At 69.2% G+C, this 18421-nt stretch carries 20 protein-coding genes; 13 read left to right on the plus strand and 7 right to left on the minus strand.

Features of this window, described 5'->3' with window-relative positions:
• Nucleotides 1-9: 9 nt before the first annotated feature.
• Both A8M77_RS02845 and A8M77_RS02850 read right to left on the minus strand, forming a co-directional pair.
• Nucleotides 10-1524 carry an amidohydrolase family protein gene (locus A8M77_RS02845; RefSeq protein WP_086920030.1) on the minus strand — a complete coding sequence of 505 codons (1515 nt, stop codon included), beginning with the start codon at nucleotides 1522-1524 and terminating at the stop codon, nucleotides 10-12.
• Nucleotides 1525-1712: 188 nt separating this feature from the next.
• Nucleotides 1713-2498: an alpha/beta fold hydrolase gene (locus A8M77_RS02850; protein ID WP_443270127.1), complete on the minus strand. Its 786-nt coding sequence runs from the start codon at nucleotides 2496-2498 to the stop codon at nucleotides 1713-1715.
• A 251-nt stretch (nucleotides 2499-2749) separates the two neighbouring features.
• Between A8M77_RS02850 and A8M77_RS02855 the strand changes: the two genes are divergently transcribed.
• The 3 genes from A8M77_RS02855 (at nucleotide 2750) to A8M77_RS02865 (ending at nucleotide 5130) form a co-directional block, all read left to right on the plus strand.
• On the plus strand, nucleotides 2750-3169 hold the full coding sequence (locus A8M77_RS02855) for a surface-adhesin E family protein (protein WP_238136689.1): 420 nt from the start codon (nucleotides 2750-2752) through the stop codon (nucleotides 3167-3169).
• Nucleotides 3170-3309: 140 nt separating this feature from the next.
• On the plus strand, nucleotides 3310-4728 hold the full coding sequence (locus A8M77_RS02860; RefSeq protein WP_086920032.1) for an 8-oxoguanine deaminase: 1419 nt from the start codon (nucleotides 3310-3312) through the stop codon (nucleotides 4726-4728).
• A 135-nt stretch (nucleotides 4729-4863) separates the two neighbouring features.
• A complete protein-coding gene (locus tag A8M77_RS02865; protein ID WP_086920033.1) occupies nucleotides 4864-5130 on the plus strand; it encodes a hypothetical protein in 267 nt (88 codons plus the stop codon).
• A gap of 15 nt (nucleotides 5131-5145) precedes the next feature.
• Here A8M77_RS02865 and A8M77_RS02870 read toward each other — a convergent pair whose 3' ends face one another.
• Complete coding sequence (locus A8M77_RS02870; RefSeq protein WP_086920034.1) at nucleotides 5146-6072, minus strand: LysR substrate-binding domain-containing protein; 927 nt, start codon at nucleotides 6070-6072, stop codon at nucleotides 5146-5148.
• 116 nt (nucleotides 6073-6188) lie between these two features.
• Between A8M77_RS02870 and A8M77_RS02875 the strand changes: the two genes are divergently transcribed.
• From A8M77_RS02875 to A8M77_RS02915, 9 genes are all read left to right on the plus strand, one after another.
• Nucleotides 6189-7277 (plus strand): tartrate dehydrogenase, encoded by a 1089-nt coding sequence (locus A8M77_RS02875; protein ID WP_086920035.1) that lies wholly within the window; start codon nucleotides 6189-6191, stop codon nucleotides 7275-7277.
• Between the two features lie 46 nt (nucleotides 7278-7323).
• Nucleotides 7324-8310 carry a Bug family tripartite tricarboxylate transporter substrate binding protein gene (locus A8M77_RS02880; protein ID WP_086920036.1) on the plus strand — a complete coding sequence of 329 codons (987 nt, stop codon included), beginning with the start codon at nucleotides 7324-7326 and terminating at the stop codon, nucleotides 8308-8310.
• Nucleotides 8311-8483: 173 nt separating this feature from the next.
• The gene (locus tag A8M77_RS02885; protein WP_086920037.1) at nucleotides 8484-9182 is read left to right on the plus strand and encodes a GntR family transcriptional regulator; all 699 of its coding nucleotides are present in this window, start codon (nucleotides 8484-8486) and stop codon (nucleotides 9180-9182) included.
• Between the two features lie 9 nt (nucleotides 9183-9191).
• Nucleotides 9192-9758: a VOC family protein gene (locus A8M77_RS02890; RefSeq protein WP_086920038.1), complete on the plus strand. Its 567-nt coding sequence runs from the start codon at nucleotides 9192-9194 to the stop codon at nucleotides 9756-9758.
• A 43-nt stretch (nucleotides 9759-9801) separates the two neighbouring features.
• Entirely contained in the window at nucleotides 9802-10665 is an 864-nt protein-coding gene (locus A8M77_RS02895) for a fumarylacetoacetate hydrolase family protein (RefSeq protein ID WP_086920039.1), read from the plus strand.
• 64 nt (nucleotides 10666-10729) lie between these two features.
• Nucleotides 10730-11698: a Bug family tripartite tricarboxylate transporter substrate binding protein gene (locus tag A8M77_RS02900; RefSeq protein ID WP_086920040.1), complete on the plus strand. Its 969-nt coding sequence runs from the start codon at nucleotides 10730-10732 to the stop codon at nucleotides 11696-11698.
• Nucleotides 11699-11705: 7 nt separating this feature from the next.
• Nucleotides 11706-12284, plus strand: coding sequence for an amino acid synthesis family protein (locus A8M77_RS02905; protein ID WP_086920041.1), 579 nt, complete (start codon nucleotides 11706-11708; stop codon nucleotides 12282-12284).
• Between the two features lie 3 nt (nucleotides 12285-12287).
• The gene (locus A8M77_RS02910; RefSeq protein ID WP_086920042.1) at nucleotides 12288-13277 is read left to right on the plus strand and encodes a zinc-dependent alcohol dehydrogenase family protein; all 990 of its coding nucleotides are present in this window, start codon (nucleotides 12288-12290) and stop codon (nucleotides 13275-13277) included.
• A gap of 46 nt (nucleotides 13278-13323) precedes the next feature.
• Nucleotides 13324-13596 carry a DUF2164 domain-containing protein gene (locus A8M77_RS02915; RefSeq protein WP_086920043.1) on the plus strand — a complete coding sequence of 91 codons (273 nt, stop codon included), beginning with the start codon at nucleotides 13324-13326 and terminating at the stop codon, nucleotides 13594-13596.
• A gap of 42 nt (nucleotides 13597-13638) precedes the next feature.
• Here A8M77_RS02915 and A8M77_RS02920 read toward each other — a convergent pair whose 3' ends face one another.
• Nucleotides 13639-14529 carry a LysR family transcriptional regulator gene (locus A8M77_RS02920; protein WP_086920044.1) on the minus strand — a complete coding sequence of 297 codons (891 nt, stop codon included), beginning with the start codon at nucleotides 14527-14529 and terminating at the stop codon, nucleotides 13639-13641.
• A 112-nt stretch (nucleotides 14530-14641) separates the two neighbouring features.
• On the opposite strand from A8M77_RS02920, the gene wrbA reads away from it, so the two are divergent.
• Nucleotides 14642-15241: an NAD(P)H:quinone oxidoreductase gene (wrbA, locus tag A8M77_RS02925; RefSeq protein WP_086920045.1), complete on the plus strand. Its 600-nt coding sequence runs from the start codon at nucleotides 14642-14644 to the stop codon at nucleotides 15239-15241.
• 7 nt (nucleotides 15242-15248) lie between these two features.
• Here the strand turns inward: wrbA and A8M77_RS02930 are convergent, their stop codons facing one another.
• The 3 genes from A8M77_RS02930 to A8M77_RS02940 form a co-directional block, all read right to left on the minus strand.
• The gene (locus A8M77_RS02930) at nucleotides 15249-15662 is read right to left on the minus strand and encodes an acyl-CoA thioesterase (protein WP_086920046.1); all 414 of its coding nucleotides are present in this window, start codon (nucleotides 15660-15662) and stop codon (nucleotides 15249-15251) included.
• 128 nt (nucleotides 15663-15790) lie between these two features.
• The gene (locus A8M77_RS02935) at nucleotides 15791-16795 is read right to left on the minus strand and encodes a Bug family tripartite tricarboxylate transporter substrate binding protein (protein WP_086920047.1); all 1005 of its coding nucleotides are present in this window, start codon (nucleotides 16793-16795) and stop codon (nucleotides 15791-15793) included.
• Between the two features lie 26 nt (nucleotides 16796-16821).
• Nucleotides 16822-18417 (minus strand): indolepyruvate oxidoreductase subunit beta family protein, encoded by a 1596-nt coding sequence (locus A8M77_RS02940; RefSeq protein WP_086920048.1) that lies wholly within the window; start codon nucleotides 18415-18417, stop codon nucleotides 16822-16824.
• Nucleotides 18418-18421: the final 4 nt, after the last annotated feature.

The raw sequence follows: 18421 nt of genomic DNA on the forward strand, positions 1-18421 counted from the left end.
GTCGTGTGTTCAGGCCGCGGAGGACGCGAGCTTGCGGCCCACCTCCGTGCCCTCGAAGAAGCGCGGGTTGGCTTCGGTGTAGAAGCGGTGCGGGTTGTCGAACACCAGCGCCTTGAAGTCGGCCGCGCCGATCACGCCCTGCTCGACCAGGTCCCAGCTCTCGGCCAGCGGCTCGGTGAACTCGGGCACGTCCCAGTGGCCCACGTCGGAGGACCAGATGGCATTGATCTTCACGCCCAGCGGGTTCACGCGGTCGTTGAAGGCCGCGGCCACGGTGCGGTCGTCGGCCTCGGAGCCGAAGTAGAAGTTCGAGACCCAGCGCTCGCGGATGTCCTCCACCTTCTCGATGCCGGCGAGCGCGAAGTCGTCGATTTCCGACTCGTTCGGCTCGCGGCTGTGGGGCAGGGCGGAGATGCCGAGGCTGTCACGCAGCAGGGTGGACTTGTAGTCCGCGCGGCCCTGGATGTACTCGGCGCCGTAGCGCTCGAACAGCGAGGCCAGCAGCTCGACGTCGGGCTCGGCCGGGTCGTAGTTGCGCACCGCGACGCGGTTTCGCTTTTCCCAGCGGTCCACCAGGTGGGTGTAGACATGCGCGCCCCAGTCGGCGCCGCCTTCGAGCAGGCCCACCCGCAGGCCGGGGAAGCGCCGCGTCACGCCACCGAAGAACAGCGCCTTGGCGAAGGCCTGCGAACCATCGGCGAAATGGCCGATGTGGTTGTTCATGTAGTTGCTGATGGACTGCCGGCCGGTCCAGCCCTGGCTGCCGTAGTGCGTGGTCACCGGCACGCCCAGCGCCACCACCTTGGCCCAGAAGGGGTCGTAGTCGTGCTCGCTGTCGATGCCGTAGAAGTCGATGTAGCCGGCGTGCCTGGCGAGCTCGGGGTGCTCCTTGGGTGGGTACTTGTCGGCGATCGCGCGGATCGGCCGGCGCACGCCGCCGGCGATGTTGATCACCTTCAGGCCGAGCGTCTTGACCGCGAACTCCAGCTCCTCGATGCCCTCCTGCGGCGTGTGCAGCGGGATGCCGGCCACCGGCGTCAGGCGGTCGGCGTAGGCGCGGTACTGGTCGGCATGGAAATGGTTGATCGCGCGGTGCAGCGGCTGGCGGTACTCGCTGCCGGCGGCCGCGGGCGAGAGCACGTCGTTGGGGAAGAGCACCGAGTAGTCGGAGCCCTGCTCGGCCAGGCGCTCGTACAGCAGCGCGGGCAGCGTGTAGGTCGCGAGGTCGTAGGTGTTGCGCGTGACGCGGGCCCACCAGGGCACGCGCAGGGTTCGGTGGTACTGGCGCTCCTCGGCCGTCTGCTGGTACCAGTCCTTGCCGCCGCCGGTGCGCGTGACGAAGCGGCCGCCCAGGGCCTTGCGCAAGGCATCGACCAGCTTGCTGCCGCCATAGTGCTGGATGTAGTCCTCCAGCACCGGCGCATAGTCGTTGACGTGCACGTCGGTGTCGATCACCGGGTGCTGGAGGCTGGCCTTGATGGCGGCGGAACGCGATGCCTGCACTCGGCTCAAGCGGTCATTCATGGGAAAACTCCTCGTGGGACAGGGAACGCCGCAGGCTACGGGCGGGCGTGGCGTTTCCCAACGAAGGGTTTTGCGTTTGCTTAGCAGGCGCGCGCATTTGCACCGATGCGCGCAGAGGGAGCGCGACTGTCGTGGCGTTCTCTGTCGGCTGAGGCTGCGCCAAGCACGGCAACGACCCGCATGGGCCTTCAACGGCCCGTCGGAAACGCGGCCGAGAGTATCAGCGCTGCAACCTCCTGTGGACGAGACAGCAGCGAGGCGTGACTGGCCGGAAGCTCGATGGTCTGCGCCTTCATGCGTTTTGCCATGAAGCGCTGCAGATCGGGGTTGATGGTGCGGTCGTTCTGAGAGACCGCGTAGTACGTCGGTTTGTGTCGCCAGGCCGCAACCGTGGTCTGTGCGGCTGGCGTGGCACGCGACATGCGACCCTGCACGGCGTAGTAGGCACGGGCCTCGTCCGGAGGCAGGTCGCCGGCAAAGTCGCGCACGAACGCGGCCTCGGACAACTCGCCATAGCCATCGGGGCCCCACACGATGCCCGCGCTCGCGGGTGGAGCAGGAAAGCGGGCGGCCAGCGCCGCATAGTTTTCGCCTGCATCGGGAGCGCGCGCGGCGATGTAGACCAGGGATGTGACTTTCGGGTCCATCCCTGCCTCCGAGATGACCATGCCTGCATAGGAATGGGCCACCAACACGGTGGGGCCGTCCTGCAGGGCCAATGCACGCCGAGTGGCGGCCACGTCATCGGCAAACGAACTCAACGGGTTCTGAACGGCCGTCACGTTCAAACCAGCGCGCTGAAGGACAGGGACGACCTTCCCCCAACTGGAGCCGTCGGCGAAGAGACCATGTACCAAAACTACATTGCGTGCGGAGGAGGCGCCGCGCCGAGTGTCCTGCGCCTGGGCGGCTTCGACGCGCAACGCGGCAACGGACAAGGCGGCGAGCGAACCTGCAAAGACTCGGCGATTCATCATGTCGGACTCCTGGGTGGAATGGTGTGAAAAATGGCGGCTGCGCCGGGATGCAGTCTGGGGTGCGGTTGTTGTCGCTCTATTTCCGGCTCCGCCGCGCAAAAGACAGCTGAAACGAAGAGCTGAGCGAGGAGGACGCTTCCTCGCCTGTTCGGTGTGCATGCATCCCACGTGACCGTGTGCTCGAACGCCGGCACCTGCCCCGATTCGCGCCACTAAAATCGCGCTCTTCAGCAGAAAGGACCTTCGGCGTGAGATGGCGCTTCGTGTGGCTGGCCCTGGCCTGCATGGCCGCGAATGCCCAGACGGCCTGGTTCACGGTCACCGGCAGCCCGACCGATCCGTCGGTCGACACCGTGCAGGTCGACCCCGTGGCCATCGACACCGTCTGGCCCATGAGGACCATGCTGGTGCGCGTGAGCCGCGCCCAGGATCGCGCCAATTGGGAGGGCGTGCCCTACCGTTCCTACGAGTCGCGGGTGCGTTTCAACTGCCGTGCCCGCAAGGCCCACTACCTGCACGCCACCTTCTACATGGCGCCGCTGTGGCAGGGCGATCCGCACCAGCGCACCGACTATGCCGCCAATCCGCGGCCCATGCTGTTCCTGGACGCGCAGCCCAATCCCACCGAGCGCATCGTCCGCGCGGCCTGCCGCGCCGGCACGGCCTGACATCGCGCCCGCGTGCAGGGTCGTCCCGCGGCCGCACGGCCCAGTACCCGTCAGCGCGGGCTCGATCCGCAAGGCGGCCGAGCAGTTGCACGTCGTGCCCTTCGCGCTGGCGGCACGCACTTCGCATGGAACCGAATGACATGAACGCCTCCACGCCGACCACCCGACCGCTGATCCTGCGCCACGCCGACGTGGTGCTCACCATGGACGCGCAGCGGCGCGAGATCATCGATGGCACGGTGGTGGCCGAGGGGCCGGCCATCGCCTGGGTCGGCCCCGGCGCCGAGCTGCCGGCCGCCTATGCCGAGGCGCTGCAGGCGGGCCGGGCCGAGACCATCGACCTGCAGGGCCACGTGCTGATGCCGGGCCTGGTCAACACCCACCACCACATGTACCAGAGCCTCACCCGCGCCGTGCCCGAGGCGCAGGACGCGGAGCTGTTCGGCTGGCTCACGAGCCTCTACCCGCTCTGGGCCCGCCTCACCCCCGAGATGATCCGTGTCTCCACGCAGACCGCGATGGCAGAGCTGATGCTCTCGGGCTGCACGACCAGCAGCGACCATCTCTACCTGTTCCCCAACGGCGTGCGGCTGGACGACTCGATCGAGGCGGCCGAGGGGATGGGCATGCGCTTCCATGCCGCGCGCGGCAGCATGAGCGTGGGCCGCAGCCAGGGCGGGCTGCCGCCGGACGAGGTGGTCGAGCAGGAGCACGCGATCCTGGCCGACAGCGAGCGGCTGATCGGGCGCTGGCACGATCCCTTGCGCCATTCGATGCGCCGCATCGTGCTGGCGCCGTGCTCGCCCTTCTCGGTGTCGCGTGCGCTGATGCGCGAGTCGGCCGTGCTGGCCCGCGAACGCGGCGTGTCGCTGCACACCCACCTGGCGGAGAACGACAACGATGTGGCCTACTCGCGCGAGAAGTTCGGCATGACGCCGGCCGAGTACGCGGAAGACCTGGGCTGGGTGGGGCCCGACGTCTGGCATGCACACTGCGTGAAGCTGGATGCGGCCGGTATCGCTCTCTTCGGCCGCACCGGCACCGGCGTGGCCCATTGCCCCTGTTCCAACATGCGGCTGGCCTCCGGCATTGCGCCCATCGGCGCCATGCGCCGCGCCGGCGTGCCGGTGGGGCTGGGCGTGGACGGCAGCGCCTCCAACGACGGCGCCCATCTGCTCGGCGAGGCGCGCCAGGCCCTGCTGCTGCAGCGCGTGGGCTACGGGCCGGCCGCCATGACCGCCCGCGAGGCGCTGGAGATCGCCACCCTCGGCGGTGCCCGCGTGCTGGGCCGCGACGACATCGGCGCCCTGGCGCCGGGCATGTCGGCCGACCTGGTGGCCTTCGACCTGCGCGGCGCGGGCCACGCAGGGGCAGGGCACGACCCGGTGGCGGCACTGGTTTTCTGCCAGCCGGGTGCGGTGGCGCTGAGCATCATCAATGGGCGGGTGCGCATTCGCGACGGTGCCTTCGTCGACCTGGCGCTGGTGCCGCTGCTGGCGCAGCATCGCGCGCTGGCGCGCAGCCTCTGCGAAGGGGCGCGGCATCCGCACATGGGGTGATCGCGCGCCGGCACCGGCTCCCCTGCATCGCCGGCGCGTCGTCGGCACCAAAGCTTTTTTCCGCGTGCACAATCCGAACCTGTCCCGTCCAATAAGAACCGTCCGGGGGAACGTTGTGTGCTGAGAATTGCCTTCGTGTTCGCTTTCGTCCTGGCGGCCTGCCTCCTGGTCGCCCTTGAGAGGTACCGCAGTGACGAGCTGCAGGCGCGCCGCACCGCCGAGCAGGTCGAGCTGCTGCGGCGCCTGGAGGCATTGGATCGTCCTACGGTGTCCCGGCTGGTGGCCCAGTGGCGCATGACCTACCCCGAGCCGAGCCCGGAGCGGCTGGACGAGCTGCGCGACCTGGTCAAGCAGCTGCAGGCGGACCCGGCCGCGATCGACGCGCCGCCCTATTCGCCCTGACGGCGCGCCGCGCCGCTACCCCTTCGCCGCCGCCTGCTGCGTGAAGGACAACGCCAGGAAATCGACGAAGGCCCGCACCCGCGCCGCCATCTGGTGGCGCTGCGGGTACACCGCGTAGATGTCGGCATCGGGCGTGAAATACTGCGGCAGCACCTGCACCAGGCGGCCATTGCGCAGGTAGCGTTGGATGTCCCATTCGGCCCGCATCAGGATGCCGTGGCCGTCGAGGGCCCAGTTCACCGCGATTTCGCCGTCGTTGGTGGCCAGGTTGCCGCGGGTTTTCACCGCCTCGGTGCTCGCGCTTCGGCCGCGGCCGCTGGCGAGGCGCCAGACGCCGTAGGCCTCCTCGCCCTGGCGGATGCCGATGCAGTTGTGCTTCGTCAGGTCGTTCGGCACCTTCGGGATGCCCCGCCGGGCCAGATAGGCCGGCGCCGCGCACAGCAGGCGACGGTTGGGCGCGATGTGCCGGGCGATCAGGCGGCTGTCCGGCGGGGCGCCGAAGCGCACGCAGACGTCGAACAGGTCCTCGGTCGGCGCCGGCGGGTTGATCGAGAGCTGCAGCTGCACCTCCACCTCCGGGTACTTGCGCACGAAGCTCGAGATCAGCGGCGCCACGTGGCTGCGGCCGAAGCCGAGCGTGGCGTTCACCCGCAGCAGGCCCTTCGGCGTGGCCTTGGAAACGCCGAGCACCTGCGCCATGCCGTCGATCTCGCCGAGGATGCGGCGCGCGTTTTCCAGGTACAGCTCGCCCTCGGGCGTGAGGCTCATGCGGCGCGTCGTCCGGTTGACCAGCGGCACGCCGATGCGTGACTCCATCAGCGCAAGGTGCTTGCTTACCGCCGGGGTGGTGATGCCGAGTTCTCGCGCAGCCGCGCTCAGGCTGCCGGCGCTGGCGAGCGTGGAGAAGAAGCCGAGGTCGGCCGGCTGGATGACGGAGCCCATGATCGCCGCACTGTTGAATTCAGGTTAACGATGGGTTCACTTTAGCGCCGTGCCGAGGGGGTGTCGAATTCCTACAGTCTCCGTACCCCTTCACACCCATCCACGGAGACACCCCCATGAAGACGTACAAGATCGCAACCATCCCCGGCGACGGCATCGGCAAGGAAGTCGTGCCCGCCGGCCAGCAAGTGCTGGAGGCCCTCGCCGCGGCCGGCAGCGGCTTCCAGTTCGAGTTCGAGAACTTCGACTGGGGCGGCGACTACTTCCGCGAGCACGGCGTGATGATGCCGGACGACGGCCTCGATGCCATCCGCGACAAGGACGCGATCCTGTTCGGCTCGGCCGGCGATCCGCACATCCCCGACCACATCACCCTCTGGGGACTGCGCCTGAAAATCTGCCAGGGCTTCGACCAGTACGCCAACGTGCGGCCCACGCGCATCCTGCCCGGCATCGACGCGCCGCTCAAGCGCTGCGGTCCGGACGACCTAAACTGGGTCATCGTGCGCGAGAACTCCGAAGGCGAATACGCCGGCGTCGGCGGCCGCGTGCACCAGGGCCACCCGATCGAGGCCGCGACCGACGTCAGCATGATGACCCGCGCCGGCGTGGAACGCATCATGCGCTTCGCCTTCAAGCTGGCGCAGTCGCGCCCCCGCAAGCTGCTGACCGTCATCACCAAGAGCAACGCCCAGCGACACGCGATGGTGATGTGGGACGAGATCGCGCTGCAGATCTCCAAGGAGTTCCCGGACGTCACCTGGGACAAGGAACTGGTCGATGCGTCGACGGCCCGCATGATCAACCGCCCGGCCTCGCTCGACACGATCGTCGCGACCAACCTGCATGCCGACATCCTGAGCGATCTCGCGGCGGCGCTGGCGGGCAGCCTGGGCATCGCCCCCACCGGCAACATCGATCCCGAGCATCGCTATCCGTCGATGTTCGAACCGATCCATGGCTCCGCCTTCGACATCATGGGCAAGGGCCTCGCCAATCCGGTGGGCACCTTCTGGTCGGTCGTGATGCTGCTGGAGCACCTGGGCGAGAACGACGCGGCCCGACGCGTGATGCAGGCAATCGAGAAGGTCACGGCCGAACCGTCGCTGCACACCCGCGACCTGGGCGGCACGGCGACGACCGCCGATGTCACCCGGGCCGTGTGCGACCAGGTGAGCGGCGGCGCGCGGCGCAAGGCGGCCTGACGAGACCGGCCACCCTCATCAGAACACGTACCGAATGGAGACAAACATGACGACACGCATCAGGGCATCGGATTTCCCGCGCACCGCGCTGACGGCCATTGCCTTCGGCTTCGCCGCCTCGCTCGCCGCCGCGCAGGCCTGGCCCGCCAAGCCCATCACCCTCATCGTGCCCTTCCCGCCGGGCGGCAGCTCGGACGCGCTGGCGCGAGCCATCACCACGCCGCTGTCCCAGAGCCTCGGCCAGCCGGTGATCGTCGAGAGCAAGCCGGGCGCCGGAGCGACGGTCGGTGCCGACTACGTCGCCAAGGCCAAGGCGGACGGCTACACGCTGCTGATGGGCGCGGTGCATCACACCATCGCCACCAGCGTCTACAAGAAGCTCCCCTACGATTTCGAGAAGAGCTTCGCGCCCATCAGCACGGTGGCCCTGGTGCCCAACGTGCTGGTGGTGAATGCGAATTCACCGGCCACCGACGTGAAGAGCCTGGTCTCGCTGGCGAAGGCCTCGCCCGGCAAGCTGTCGTATGGGTCGAACGGCAACGGCACGGTGCAGCACCTGATCGGCACGCAGTTCTCCGGCATTGCCGGCGTCGAGCTGCTGCACGTGCCCTACAAGGGCAGCGCGCCGCTGACCACCGACCTGCTCGGCGGTCAGGTCGACATGTCTTTCGACACGCTGACCCCGCTGGTGCAGCACATCAAGGCCGGCAAGCTGCGTGCGTTGGCCGTGACCACCGCGAAGCGCTCGGCCACCTTGCCCGATGTGCCGACGCTGGCGGAAGCCGGCATCAAGGACTTCAACCAGGGCACCTGGTTCGGCATCCTCGCGCCGGCGGCGACGCCCAAGGAGGTGGTGGCCAGGCTCAACGGCGAGATCGTGAAGATCATCCAGTCGCCCGAGTTCAAGAAGCGCATGGAAGAGATCGGTGCCGAGCCGGTGGGTGACACGCCGGCCCAGATGGCGGCCCAGATCAAGGACGACACGGCGAAGTACGCCAGGCTGATCAAGGACGCGAAGGTCGCCATCGAATGAGCGGGCGCCTGCCTGCGGCACGGAGTTGCGATCTCTGTGCATGGAGAAAAAATTGTGCATAAAAATCATTTTGTGCACTAAGGGTTGTCACGGATGGTGATGAAGGGGCGGCATCCAAAACAATGCACAAAATCGATTCTGTGCAAAAGACGCCACGCCACGCCACTCCATCCATGCCAAAGCCGGATCAACCCAACCTGGAACCTCCGCTGGTCGAGCAGGCCTTCGCGCGCCTGCGCCGCGACGTGCTTGCCGGCAGCTATGCCGCGGGCGCGAAGCTCAAGCTGGACGAGCTGCAAAACGCCTATGGCTATTCCAGCAGCCCCCTGCGCGAAGCCCTGAGCCGCCTTGCGCAGGAGGGCCTGGTCCGCGCTGACGAGCGCCGCGGCTTCCGCGTCGCGGCGATCTCCGGGGAAGACCTGGCCGACATCACGCGCATGCGCATCCTGCTCGACGTGCCGGCGCTGCGCGAGTCGATCGAGCATGGCGACGACGGATGGGAAGCCGCCATCCTGGCGGCATTCCACCGGCTGGAGAAGGTCGAGTCGCGCCTGAGCGATGGTCCGGTGGCGCTGGACGAGAGCTGGTCCGAGCTGCACCGTGCCTTTCACTTGTCGCTGGTGGCGGCGTGCCCCTCCGAGCGCCAGCGCATCTGGGGCGCCAGCCTGTTCGACCAGGCCGAGCGCTACCGGCGTTTTTCTGCGCGCTTTCGCACTGTCGCCCGGCGCAAGTCGAGCGAGCACCGCAAGATCATGGACGCGACCCTGCGCCGCGATGCGGACACGGCCTGCGCCCTGCTCGAGGAGCACATCCTGAGCACGCAGCGCAACGTGATGGCGGCACTCAAGGCGGCGCAAGCCGCGCAGTCCTAGGGAGGCGGCATGCTCACAGTCTCCCGGCCCACGCCATCGCACTTCGGCATCTTCGTGACCGACCTGGAGCGGATGGTGGCTTTCTACACCGAGACCTTCGACCTCACGATCACGGACCGCGGCGTCGGCCGCACCTTCCGCAACGACCTGGTGTTCACCAGCGCCAGCCCCGACCAGCACCACCAGCTGGTGCTGGCCTCGGGCCGGCCGGCGGACGCGACCTTCAGCACCGTGATGCAGATCTCCTTCGTGGTGCCGAGCATCCAGCACCTGCGCGACATCTCGGCATGCGCGGCCGCGCGCGGCGCTACCGAGATCCGCGGGCTGAACCACGGCAATGCGCTGTCGGTCTACATGCTCGACCCCGAGGGCAACACGGTGGAGATCTATGTCGACACGCCGTTCTATGTCGCGCAGCCGCACGGCGATCCGCTCGACCTGTCCAAGGACGACGAGACGCTGATGCGCGAGACCGAGGCGATCTGCCGCGGCGACCCGACCTTCATGCCGCTGGCCCAGTGGCAGGCGCAGTTCGAGTCGCGTTCGCCCGCTCGCGCTGCAGCCCCCGGCGCTTGAGCGCCGCGACGTTCATTTCACGTTCCAACCGGAGTCCGTTCCCATGAAGCTTCTGTCATTCGTTCACCAAGGCCGCGAGACCTGGGGCGCCGTCGTCGGCGACGGCGTCGTCGATCTGGGGGCTGCGCGTCCGCAGCATGCCGGCCTGGCCGACTACATCGCCTCGGGCGAGTACCTGCAGGCGGCGCAGCACGTCGAAGGCCTGCCGGTGGCGGCCCGGCTCGCCGACATCACCTTCCTGCCGGTGATCCCGCGCCCGGAGAAGATCGTCTGCGCCGTGCGCAACTACATGGACCATCACCAGGAGGTGCTGGCCGCCGGCATGCAGCGCGAGCTCTCGGAAGAGCCGCCGATCTTCCTGCGCGTCTGGCGTTCGCAGTGCGCGCACGGCGCGCCCATCGTGCGGCCCCGCGTGTCCGAATCGCTGGACTGGGAAGGCGAGCTCGCGGTGATCATCGGCAAGGCCGGGCGCGACATTCCGGAGTCCGCGGCCTTCGACCATGTGGCTGGCTATGCCTGCTACAACGACGGCAGCGTGCGCGAATGGCAGTTCCATGCCAAGCAGATCGCTTCGGGCAAGAACTTCGAATCGACCGGCGGCTTCGGCCCGTGGATGGTGACGGCGGACGAGATCGAACCCGGGCGCGAGCTCAAGCTGGAGACGCGCCTGAACGGCGAGGTGGTGCAGAGCAGCCACACGGGCCACATGATCTTCAGCATCCCCAAGCTGATCAGCTACGCGTCGACGATCTTCACGCTGGTGCCCGGCGACGTGATCGCCACCGGCACGCCCGCCGGGGTGGGCTGGAGCCGCAAGCCGCAGCGCTTCATGAAGCCCGGCGACGTGTGCGAGGTCGAGATCGAAGGCATCGGCGTGCTGCGCAACCCGATCTCTCAACAGGACTGAGGTCCCGTCCCCCGGGCGCTGCCGGCTGCGCAGCGCGCTTCACAAAAAATCGGAGACAAGCACCATGCGGCGCAGACGATTGCTCGCCGCAGGCCTGACCCTGGCCTGCGCGGCACCCCTCACGGCATCGGCCCAGGACTTCCCGGACAAGCCGGTGAGGATCTACCAGGGCTTCGCGGCCGGCGGCAATGCCGACACCATCGCCCGCGTCGTCGGCGCGGAAATGGGCAAGGGTCTGGGCCAGCCCTTCGTGGTCGAGGCCCAGACGGGTGCCGGCGGCACCATCGCTGCGGCCACCGTGGCGCGTGCCCGGCCCGACGGCTACACGCTGCTGCTGGCCACCGGCGGGCATGCGGTGGCCGGGGCGCTCTACAACAGGCTGAACTACCAGACCGTGTCGGATTTCCAGATGATCTCCACGGTCACCTTCTTCCCCTTCCTGCTGGTGGTGCGCGCCGACTCGCCTTACAGGAACCTGGCGGAACTGCTGGCTGCCGCCCGTGGCGATGCGCGCAGCGTCTCCTACGGCTCGGCCGGCATCGGCTCGACCCATCACCTGGCCGGCGAGCTGCTGGTGAAGAGCGCGAAAGTGGAGATGCTGCACATCCCCTACCGCGGCGATGCCGCCTCGGTCACTGCGCTGCTCGGCGGCGAGGTGCCGATGATCATCGCCCCGCCGACGGCCGTGATGCCCAACATCAAGGCCGGCAAGCTGAGGGCGCTGGCCACCACCGGCGCGCAGCGCTGGAGCGCCATGCCCGAGCTGCCCACCGTGGTGGAGCAGGGCGTGCCCGGCTACGACGTGCGATCATGGGCCGGCTTCATGGCGCCGGCCGGCACGCCGCGCCCGATCGTCGAGCGGCTGCACGCCGAGACGCTCAAGGCCCTGCAGGTGCCGGCCGTGCGCGCACGGCTGGAGGAGATGGGCGGCGAGGCGCGTGGCAGCACGCCCGAAGAAATGACCACCATGGTGGCCGCGGAGCTCAAGCGCTGGACCACCGTCGTGAACGATGCACACATTCCCAGGCAATGAGGTTTCCATGTCCCTGATCGAGATCCGCAAGCGCAGTCTCACCGTCGAGACGATCTACCACGAGGGCGGGCCGCCCGTCGACACGCCGCTCAGGCTGGCGGCGGCCTGCGCCGTGATCCGCAACCCCTACGCCGGCCGCTACGAGCCGGACCTGATGCCCTTCATGGCCGAACTGCGCTCGCTCGGCACGCTGCTGGCGACCGAACTGGTCGCGCTGCTGGGGCGCGACAAGGTCGAGGTCTACAGCAAGGCGGCGATCGTCGGCGTCAACGGCGAGCTGGAGCACGGTGCCGTGTGGCACGAGGCCGGCGGCTGGGCCATGCGCGAGGCGCTGGGCGAGCCGAAGGCGATCGTGCCTTCGTCGAAGGCAGTGGCGGCCACCGGCTACCGGATCATGGTGCCGCTGCACTACATCCACGCCGCCTACGTGCGCAGCCACTACAACGCGATGGAGATCGGCATCCAGGATGCACCCCGCCCGAACGAGATTTTGTTCGCGCTGGTCATGGGCACCGGCGGGCGCGTGCACGCGCGCCTGGGCGGCCTCGCCAAGGACCAGGTGTCCGTGCACGACGGGCAGCGCTGAGGCATGCAGGCCATCCAGCTCCAGGCCCCCGGCGGCCCCGAGGTGCTGCAGCTCGTCGAGCTGCCCCTGCCGCAGCCGCTGGCCGGCGAGGTGCGCGTGCGGGCCATGGCGATCGGCGCCGGCGGGCCCGACGTGCTGATCCGCAACGGCACCTACAAGTGGATGCCGCCGATGCCGGCGATCCCCGGCAACGAGATGGCGGGCGTCGTCGACGCGGTCGGCCCCGGCGCGAGCGCGCTCCAGGTCGGCCAGCGTGTGCTCGTGAGCGCGCGCGAGCTGAAGCAGCGCGGCGGCTGCTACGCGCAGGCCATCTGCGTGCCCGAGTCCGCGCCCTTCGTGCTGCCCGATGCAATCCGCTTCGAGGATGCGGTGAGCCTCGGCAACTTCCAGCTGGCGCTGGCCATGCTGGCGAGCAACGGCAACCTGCCGGCGAAATCCATCCTGGTGCCCGGCGCGGCCGGCGGCGTGGCCACTGCGCTCGTGCAGGTGGCGCGCGACCGCGGCCTGCACGTGATCGGCACCGCCTCGACGCCGGAGAAGAGAAGCTTCGCGCTCGCCAACGGTGCGCACGAGGTGATCGAGAGCGATGCGAGCGGGCTGACCGACAAGGTCATGCAGCTCACCGGCGGCCGCGGCGTCGACCTGGCCTTCGACCACCTGGGCGGCGAGCTCTTCATGGCCTGCCTGCGGGCGCTGGCGCCGGGCGGCATGCTGGTCTCCTACAACATCGTCAACGGCCCGCCGGCGGGCGACGTGTTCGAGGAACTGCGCAAGCTGCTGGGCCGGAGCCTGGCGGTGCGCACCTTCTCCATCCATGCGGTCGACGCCGATGCGGCGCAGCGCCGGGGCCTGATGGAATCGGCCATCGCGCTCATGGCCGAGGGCCGCGTGCGCGCGCCGGCGGTCACGGCCTTCGCGCTGGCCGATGCGCGCCGCGTGCACGAGTTGCTCGACCGCGGCGGTACGCCGGGCAAGATCGTGCTCGTGCCTTGACGCGTCCTGCGCTGCTACGCTCGCGCATCGCCTGCAAGGAGTCGCGATGACGATCGAACTGAAGAAGGAAACCCGCCAGGAGGCGATCGCCTCCATCGAGCGCTATTTCCGGGAGAACATGGACGAGCCCATCGGCAACATCGCCGCGGGCGCGCTGCTCGGCTTCTTCCTCGAGGAGATCGGCCCGGCCATCTTCAACCAGGCCGTGACCGAGGTGCAGGAGCGGTTGCAGGCCCGCATCATGGAGGTGGACATCGAGGTCCACGAGGACGAGTTCCAGTACTGGCGGCGGCGGGAGCGCGGTTCGAAGCGGCCCTGACGAGGCAGGGCGCGTACTTTCGACCCCCCTCCCGTCACACGGTCACTCCCCCTTGAGCTGATCCAGAAACCATCGCCCCGCCGGCCCGGGCGGCGCTTCCCGGCGATACACGGCGAACATCGCCAGCGGCTGCATCTGCGGCCGAAAGGCCTCGATCTCCAGTTGCACGAGCTGGCCCGAAGCGAGGTCGTCGCGCACCATCGCCAGCGGCATGTGGCCCCAGCCGAATCCGGCGCGCAGGAAGGCATGCTTGGCGCCCAGGTCGGCCAGCCGCCAGGTGAGGGGCGACAGCACGCCGAAGTTGCGGCCCTCGCTGAGGCTGCTGCGGTCGGCCAGCACCAGCTGCACGTGCTGCTCGAGCTCGCGCTGCGGGATCACCCGGCGGCCGGCCGCGAGCTGGTGGATCGGCGCGGCCACCGTGACCATCGGCACGTCGAGCAGCTTTTCGGCGGCGAAGCCTTCCGGCACCAGGGGCAGGGTGCCGATGATGCCGATGCGGCAGCTGTCGTTCTGCACCAGCTGCACCACGGCGCCGAGTGCCTCCACGTACAGGCGCAGGGGCGTGTGCGGGAAAGCCGCGCGGAACAGGCCGACACCGACGGTGAGCGAGGCCATCGGGTACATCACGTCCACCACCACCGACAGCTCCGGCTCCAGCCCCTCGGCGATGGTGCGCGCCTTGGTCTTGAAGCTGTCCATGCTGCCGGCGACGATGCGCGCCTCGGCCAGCAGCACGCGGCCCGATTCGGTCAGGCGCGGGTAGCGGCCGCTGCGATCGAAGAGCTGCACCTCGATCTGCGCCTCGAGATTGGCCAGGGTCTGGCTCACCACGGATTGCGTGCGCCGCAGCCGGCGCCCGGCAGCCGAAAAGCTGCCTTCCTCGGCTGCGGCGATGAAGGTGCGCAGCTGGTCCACGGAGACGGCTTCGAGCATCTATCGTTCCTTTCGATGGTGTCCATCGAAAGATTGTGGCTTCCCGGATCAGGATCCAGCGCCTACGCTCGCGCCCTTGTCTTTGTCCTTGTCCCGGACAGAAAGAATTTCCATGCCCAAGGTTCTCGTTCTCTACTACTCCTCCTACGGCCACATCGAGACGATGGCGCAGGCCGTCGCGGAAGGCGCGCGCGGCGCCGGCGCGCAGGTCGACGTCAAGCGCGTGCCCGAGACCGTGCCGCTGGAGGTCGCCAAGGCCTCGCACTTCAAGCTCGACCAGGCGGCACCGGTCGCGACCATCGACGAGCTGGCGAACTACGACGCCATCGTCGTCGGCACCGGCACCCGCTTCGGCCGCATGTCCTCGCAGATGGCGGCCTTCCTCGACCAGGCCGGCGGCCTGTGGATGCGCGGCGCGCTCAACGGCAAGGTCGGCGGCGCCTTCAGCTCCTCGGCCACGCAGCATGGCGGCCAGGAGACCACGCTGTTCTCGATCATCACCAACCTGCTGCACTTCGGCATGACGGTCGTCGGCCTGCCGTACAGCCACCAGGGCCAGATGAGCGTGGACGAGATCGTCGGCGGCGCGCCCTACGGCGCCACCACGGTGGCGGGCGGCGACGGCTCGCGCCAGCCCACCGCGATCGACCTGGCCGGCGCGCGCCACCAGGGCGAGCTGATCGCGAAGACCGCGGCCAAGCTGTTCGGCTGAGCCTGCGCTATTCGAACAGGCGGCGGATCTCAGGCGGAATCGGCACCGCGCGGATGCCGCCGCCTTCGCGCTTGGCCGCAAAGATCCGCACTTCCTCGCATTCGAGGATCAGGTCCTCGCCGCGCTTGACGCGGTAGGTCTGCAGGAAGCTCTTGTCGCGCCATTCGGGAATCGCCACCGCGATCTCCAGCGTGTCGCCGTAGCTCGCACTCTTGACGAAGCGGGTGTGGGTGTCGACAAGCGGCGTGCCGATCACGCCCAGGGTCTGCGCCGTCTCCTCCCAGCGCGGCACGCCGCGCTCTGCGAAGAAGTGGCGCGAGGCCGCGTCGATCCAGCGGAAGAAGTTGGGAAACCAGACGATGCCGGCGGGGTCGCAGTCGCCGAATTCGACGCGGACCGTATAAATGACTCGTTCGCTCATGCAAGGCCCAAAAGGGGTGAAGGTCTTTGCGGGGAACACCGCGGAACCGGCTTTGCCGGGCCGCTGGTGTTGCCCCCGGTGAGGGGGTTGGCGGAGCGACACGAAGTGCGCGCAGCCTGGGGGAGAGCTCAATCTGCCAGGATCTTGCGCTCTTTGATGATCGCGCCGAAGCGCGTCGAGTCGGCCATGGCGCGGTCATGGAAGGCGGCCGGCGTGCCGGGCAGGGCCTCGCCGCCGAGGTTCGCGATGCGCTCCTTCACGGCCGGCGTGGCGAGGATCTTGTTGATCTCGGTGTTGAGCCGCGTGATGATCGGCGCGGGCGTACCTGCCGGCGCGTAGAAGCCGAACACGGTGTCGGCGTCGAAGCCCTTCAGGCCCACCTCGTCCAGCGTGGGCACGTCCGGGAACTGCGGCGAGCGCCTGGGGCTGCCCACGGCCAGCAGCCGCAGCTTGCCGGCCTTCACCTGGTTGAGCCCGATGCCCGGGTCGAAATAGAAGTCGAGCTGGCCGGCCAGCAGGTCCTGCAGCGCCGGCGCGGCGCCGCGGTAGGGCACGTGCACTGCGTACAGGCCGGCCTGGCTCTTGAACATCTCGCCGGCCAGGTGCGGCGAGCTGCCCGTGCCCGGCGAGCCGTACGACAACTTGCCGGGCCGCTCCTTCACGTAGTCGATGAATTCCTTGATGTTCTGCGGCGGCAGCGAGGGCTTGGCCACCAGGTAGACCAGCACGCGCGCCGCGGCGGCCACCGGCACCAGGTCCTTGGCCGGGTCGAAGCTCATCTTCGGGTAGAGGTGCGGGTTCACCGACACCATGCCGCCCGAGCTCATCAGGAGGGTATAGCCGTCGGGCGCGGCGCGCGCCACGTTCTCGCCGCCGATGTTGCCGTTGGCACCGCCGCGGTTCTCGATCAGCACCGGCTGGCCCAGGGCGTCCTGCAGCGGCTGCGAGATCGCGCGGGCGATGGTGTCGGCCGCGCCGCCGGGCGGGAAGTTCACCACGACTTTGATGGGCTTGTTGGGCCACGCGCTCTGCGCATGCGCGGCGGGCAGCGCAGCGGCGGTACCCAGTGCCAGCGCCAGCAGCAATGCGCGGCGCAACGGGGCCGGGAGGTCGTCGCGGAATGTTGTTGTCATCGTGTCTCCTTCTTTTTCGCTGTTGCTCATGGGTTCGCTACGGGCCGGCGCTTCATCCAGCGGATCGGCTGGGGCTCGATCGGCCGTGCCGGCGCGCCGTGTCGCACAAGCGCGGCATCGAGCGCCTTGCCCGCGTCGTCGGCCAGCGCGGCCTCGCGCGCGGCGGCAATCGCCTCGGCGCGCGCGGCGGCGGTGGTGCCGGGCAGCGCGGCCAGGTGGTCGATCACGTGCAGCAGGTTCTTCTTGCCGCGCTCGTTGGTGCTGCCGTAGCCCTTGATCAGGCGGCCGCACAGGGCGATTTCGTGACCCAGCCGCCAGCCCTCGCGCGTGCCGGCGACGACGGCGGCGAGCCAGCGCTCGATCAGCGCCTGCTCCTCGGCGAAGCGGCTGCCGCGGCGGCGCAGCCAGCGCAGCGAGGCCAGCAGGCGCAGCGAGGCCATGCCGAAGACCGAATGGCTGCCCACCTTCAGCGGCAGCGCCCAGGGCGTGGGGCGGCGGCGGTCCCAGGCCGTGACCCGATGGGCCAGCGAGGCCGGCAGCAGCGCGGCGAACTCGGGTGCGCCGGGCTTGAAGTGGTCGTAGACCTTGACGATGTCCTGCTCGCCCGCGCGCACTTCGCTGCGCACGCGCTGCGCGCGGCTGTTCCGGCTCTTGAGCTCGGCCACGCGCACGATGTCGTCGAAGGCCATCCAGAGGGCAAGCCAGCGCGCCATCTCGGTGGTGACGGCAAAACCGCGGGCGCCGGCCGGGTCGGCCGCGTGCTCGGCCGCCAGCACCTGCTGCAGGCGCTCGACGTAGAGGCGCGCATAGGTCTCGTCCTGGTAGTCGAGCACACGCGCGTAGCCCAGCCCCAGCATGCCTTGCACCGGCGGCGGGAACTGCTGCGCGATCGCGGCCGGCAGTGCGTGTTCGGCCGGCGCGTCCTGCGTCGTCGTGGCCAGCAGCCGGCTCACCATGGCGGCCTGCTCGCGCGGCGTGCGCACGATCTCGAAGGCCTGCGCGAAGCCGCGCAGACTGGCCGCTGCCATGCGGCCCACCTTGTCGGGCGCCTTGCCACCGCCCACCACGTGCTCGTAGGCGTCGCGCGGGAAGGGCAGCAGGCCGCTGCCCGCGATCGCGCCCAGCATCACGGCGCTGACCACCGTGCCGGCATCGCGCGCCACCGCGCCCATGTCGAACACGTGGTGCTCGCGGCTGAGGGACTTGACGAGCTCCAGCAGCCGGCCGCTGTCCGTGCGGCCGTCGCCGAGCTGCATGCGCTCGGCGGTGGTGAGGGTGCGGCCCGTGGAGCTGATGACCAGCGTGCGCTGCGGCGTGCTCATGCCGTTGCCGACCTGGCGCGCGGTTTCCAGCAGCTCGGAGGAGACGATCGCGTCCAGCGCGCCCGGCACCGGGCTCAGGCTGAACACGGGGCGGCGCCCGCCGAGCTCTGCCAGCGGAACCGGGAAGACCTCGAGGTAGTAGGTGGTGGCGCCGGTGCGCTGCGCGACGCCGGGGATGGACGTGCTCTGCGCGGCGTAGCCGGCGTGGCGGGCCACTTCGACCAGCCATTCGGTGAGCACCCCTCCGCCTTCGCCGCCGAGGGCGCAGACGAGCAGGGTGATGGGTTGCGTGCGATTCATCGAA

The sequence above is a fragment of the Variovorax sp. JS1663 genome, assembly GCF_002157355.1.
Lineage (GTDB): Bacteria > Pseudomonadota > Gammaproteobacteria > Burkholderiales > Burkholderiaceae_C > Variovorax.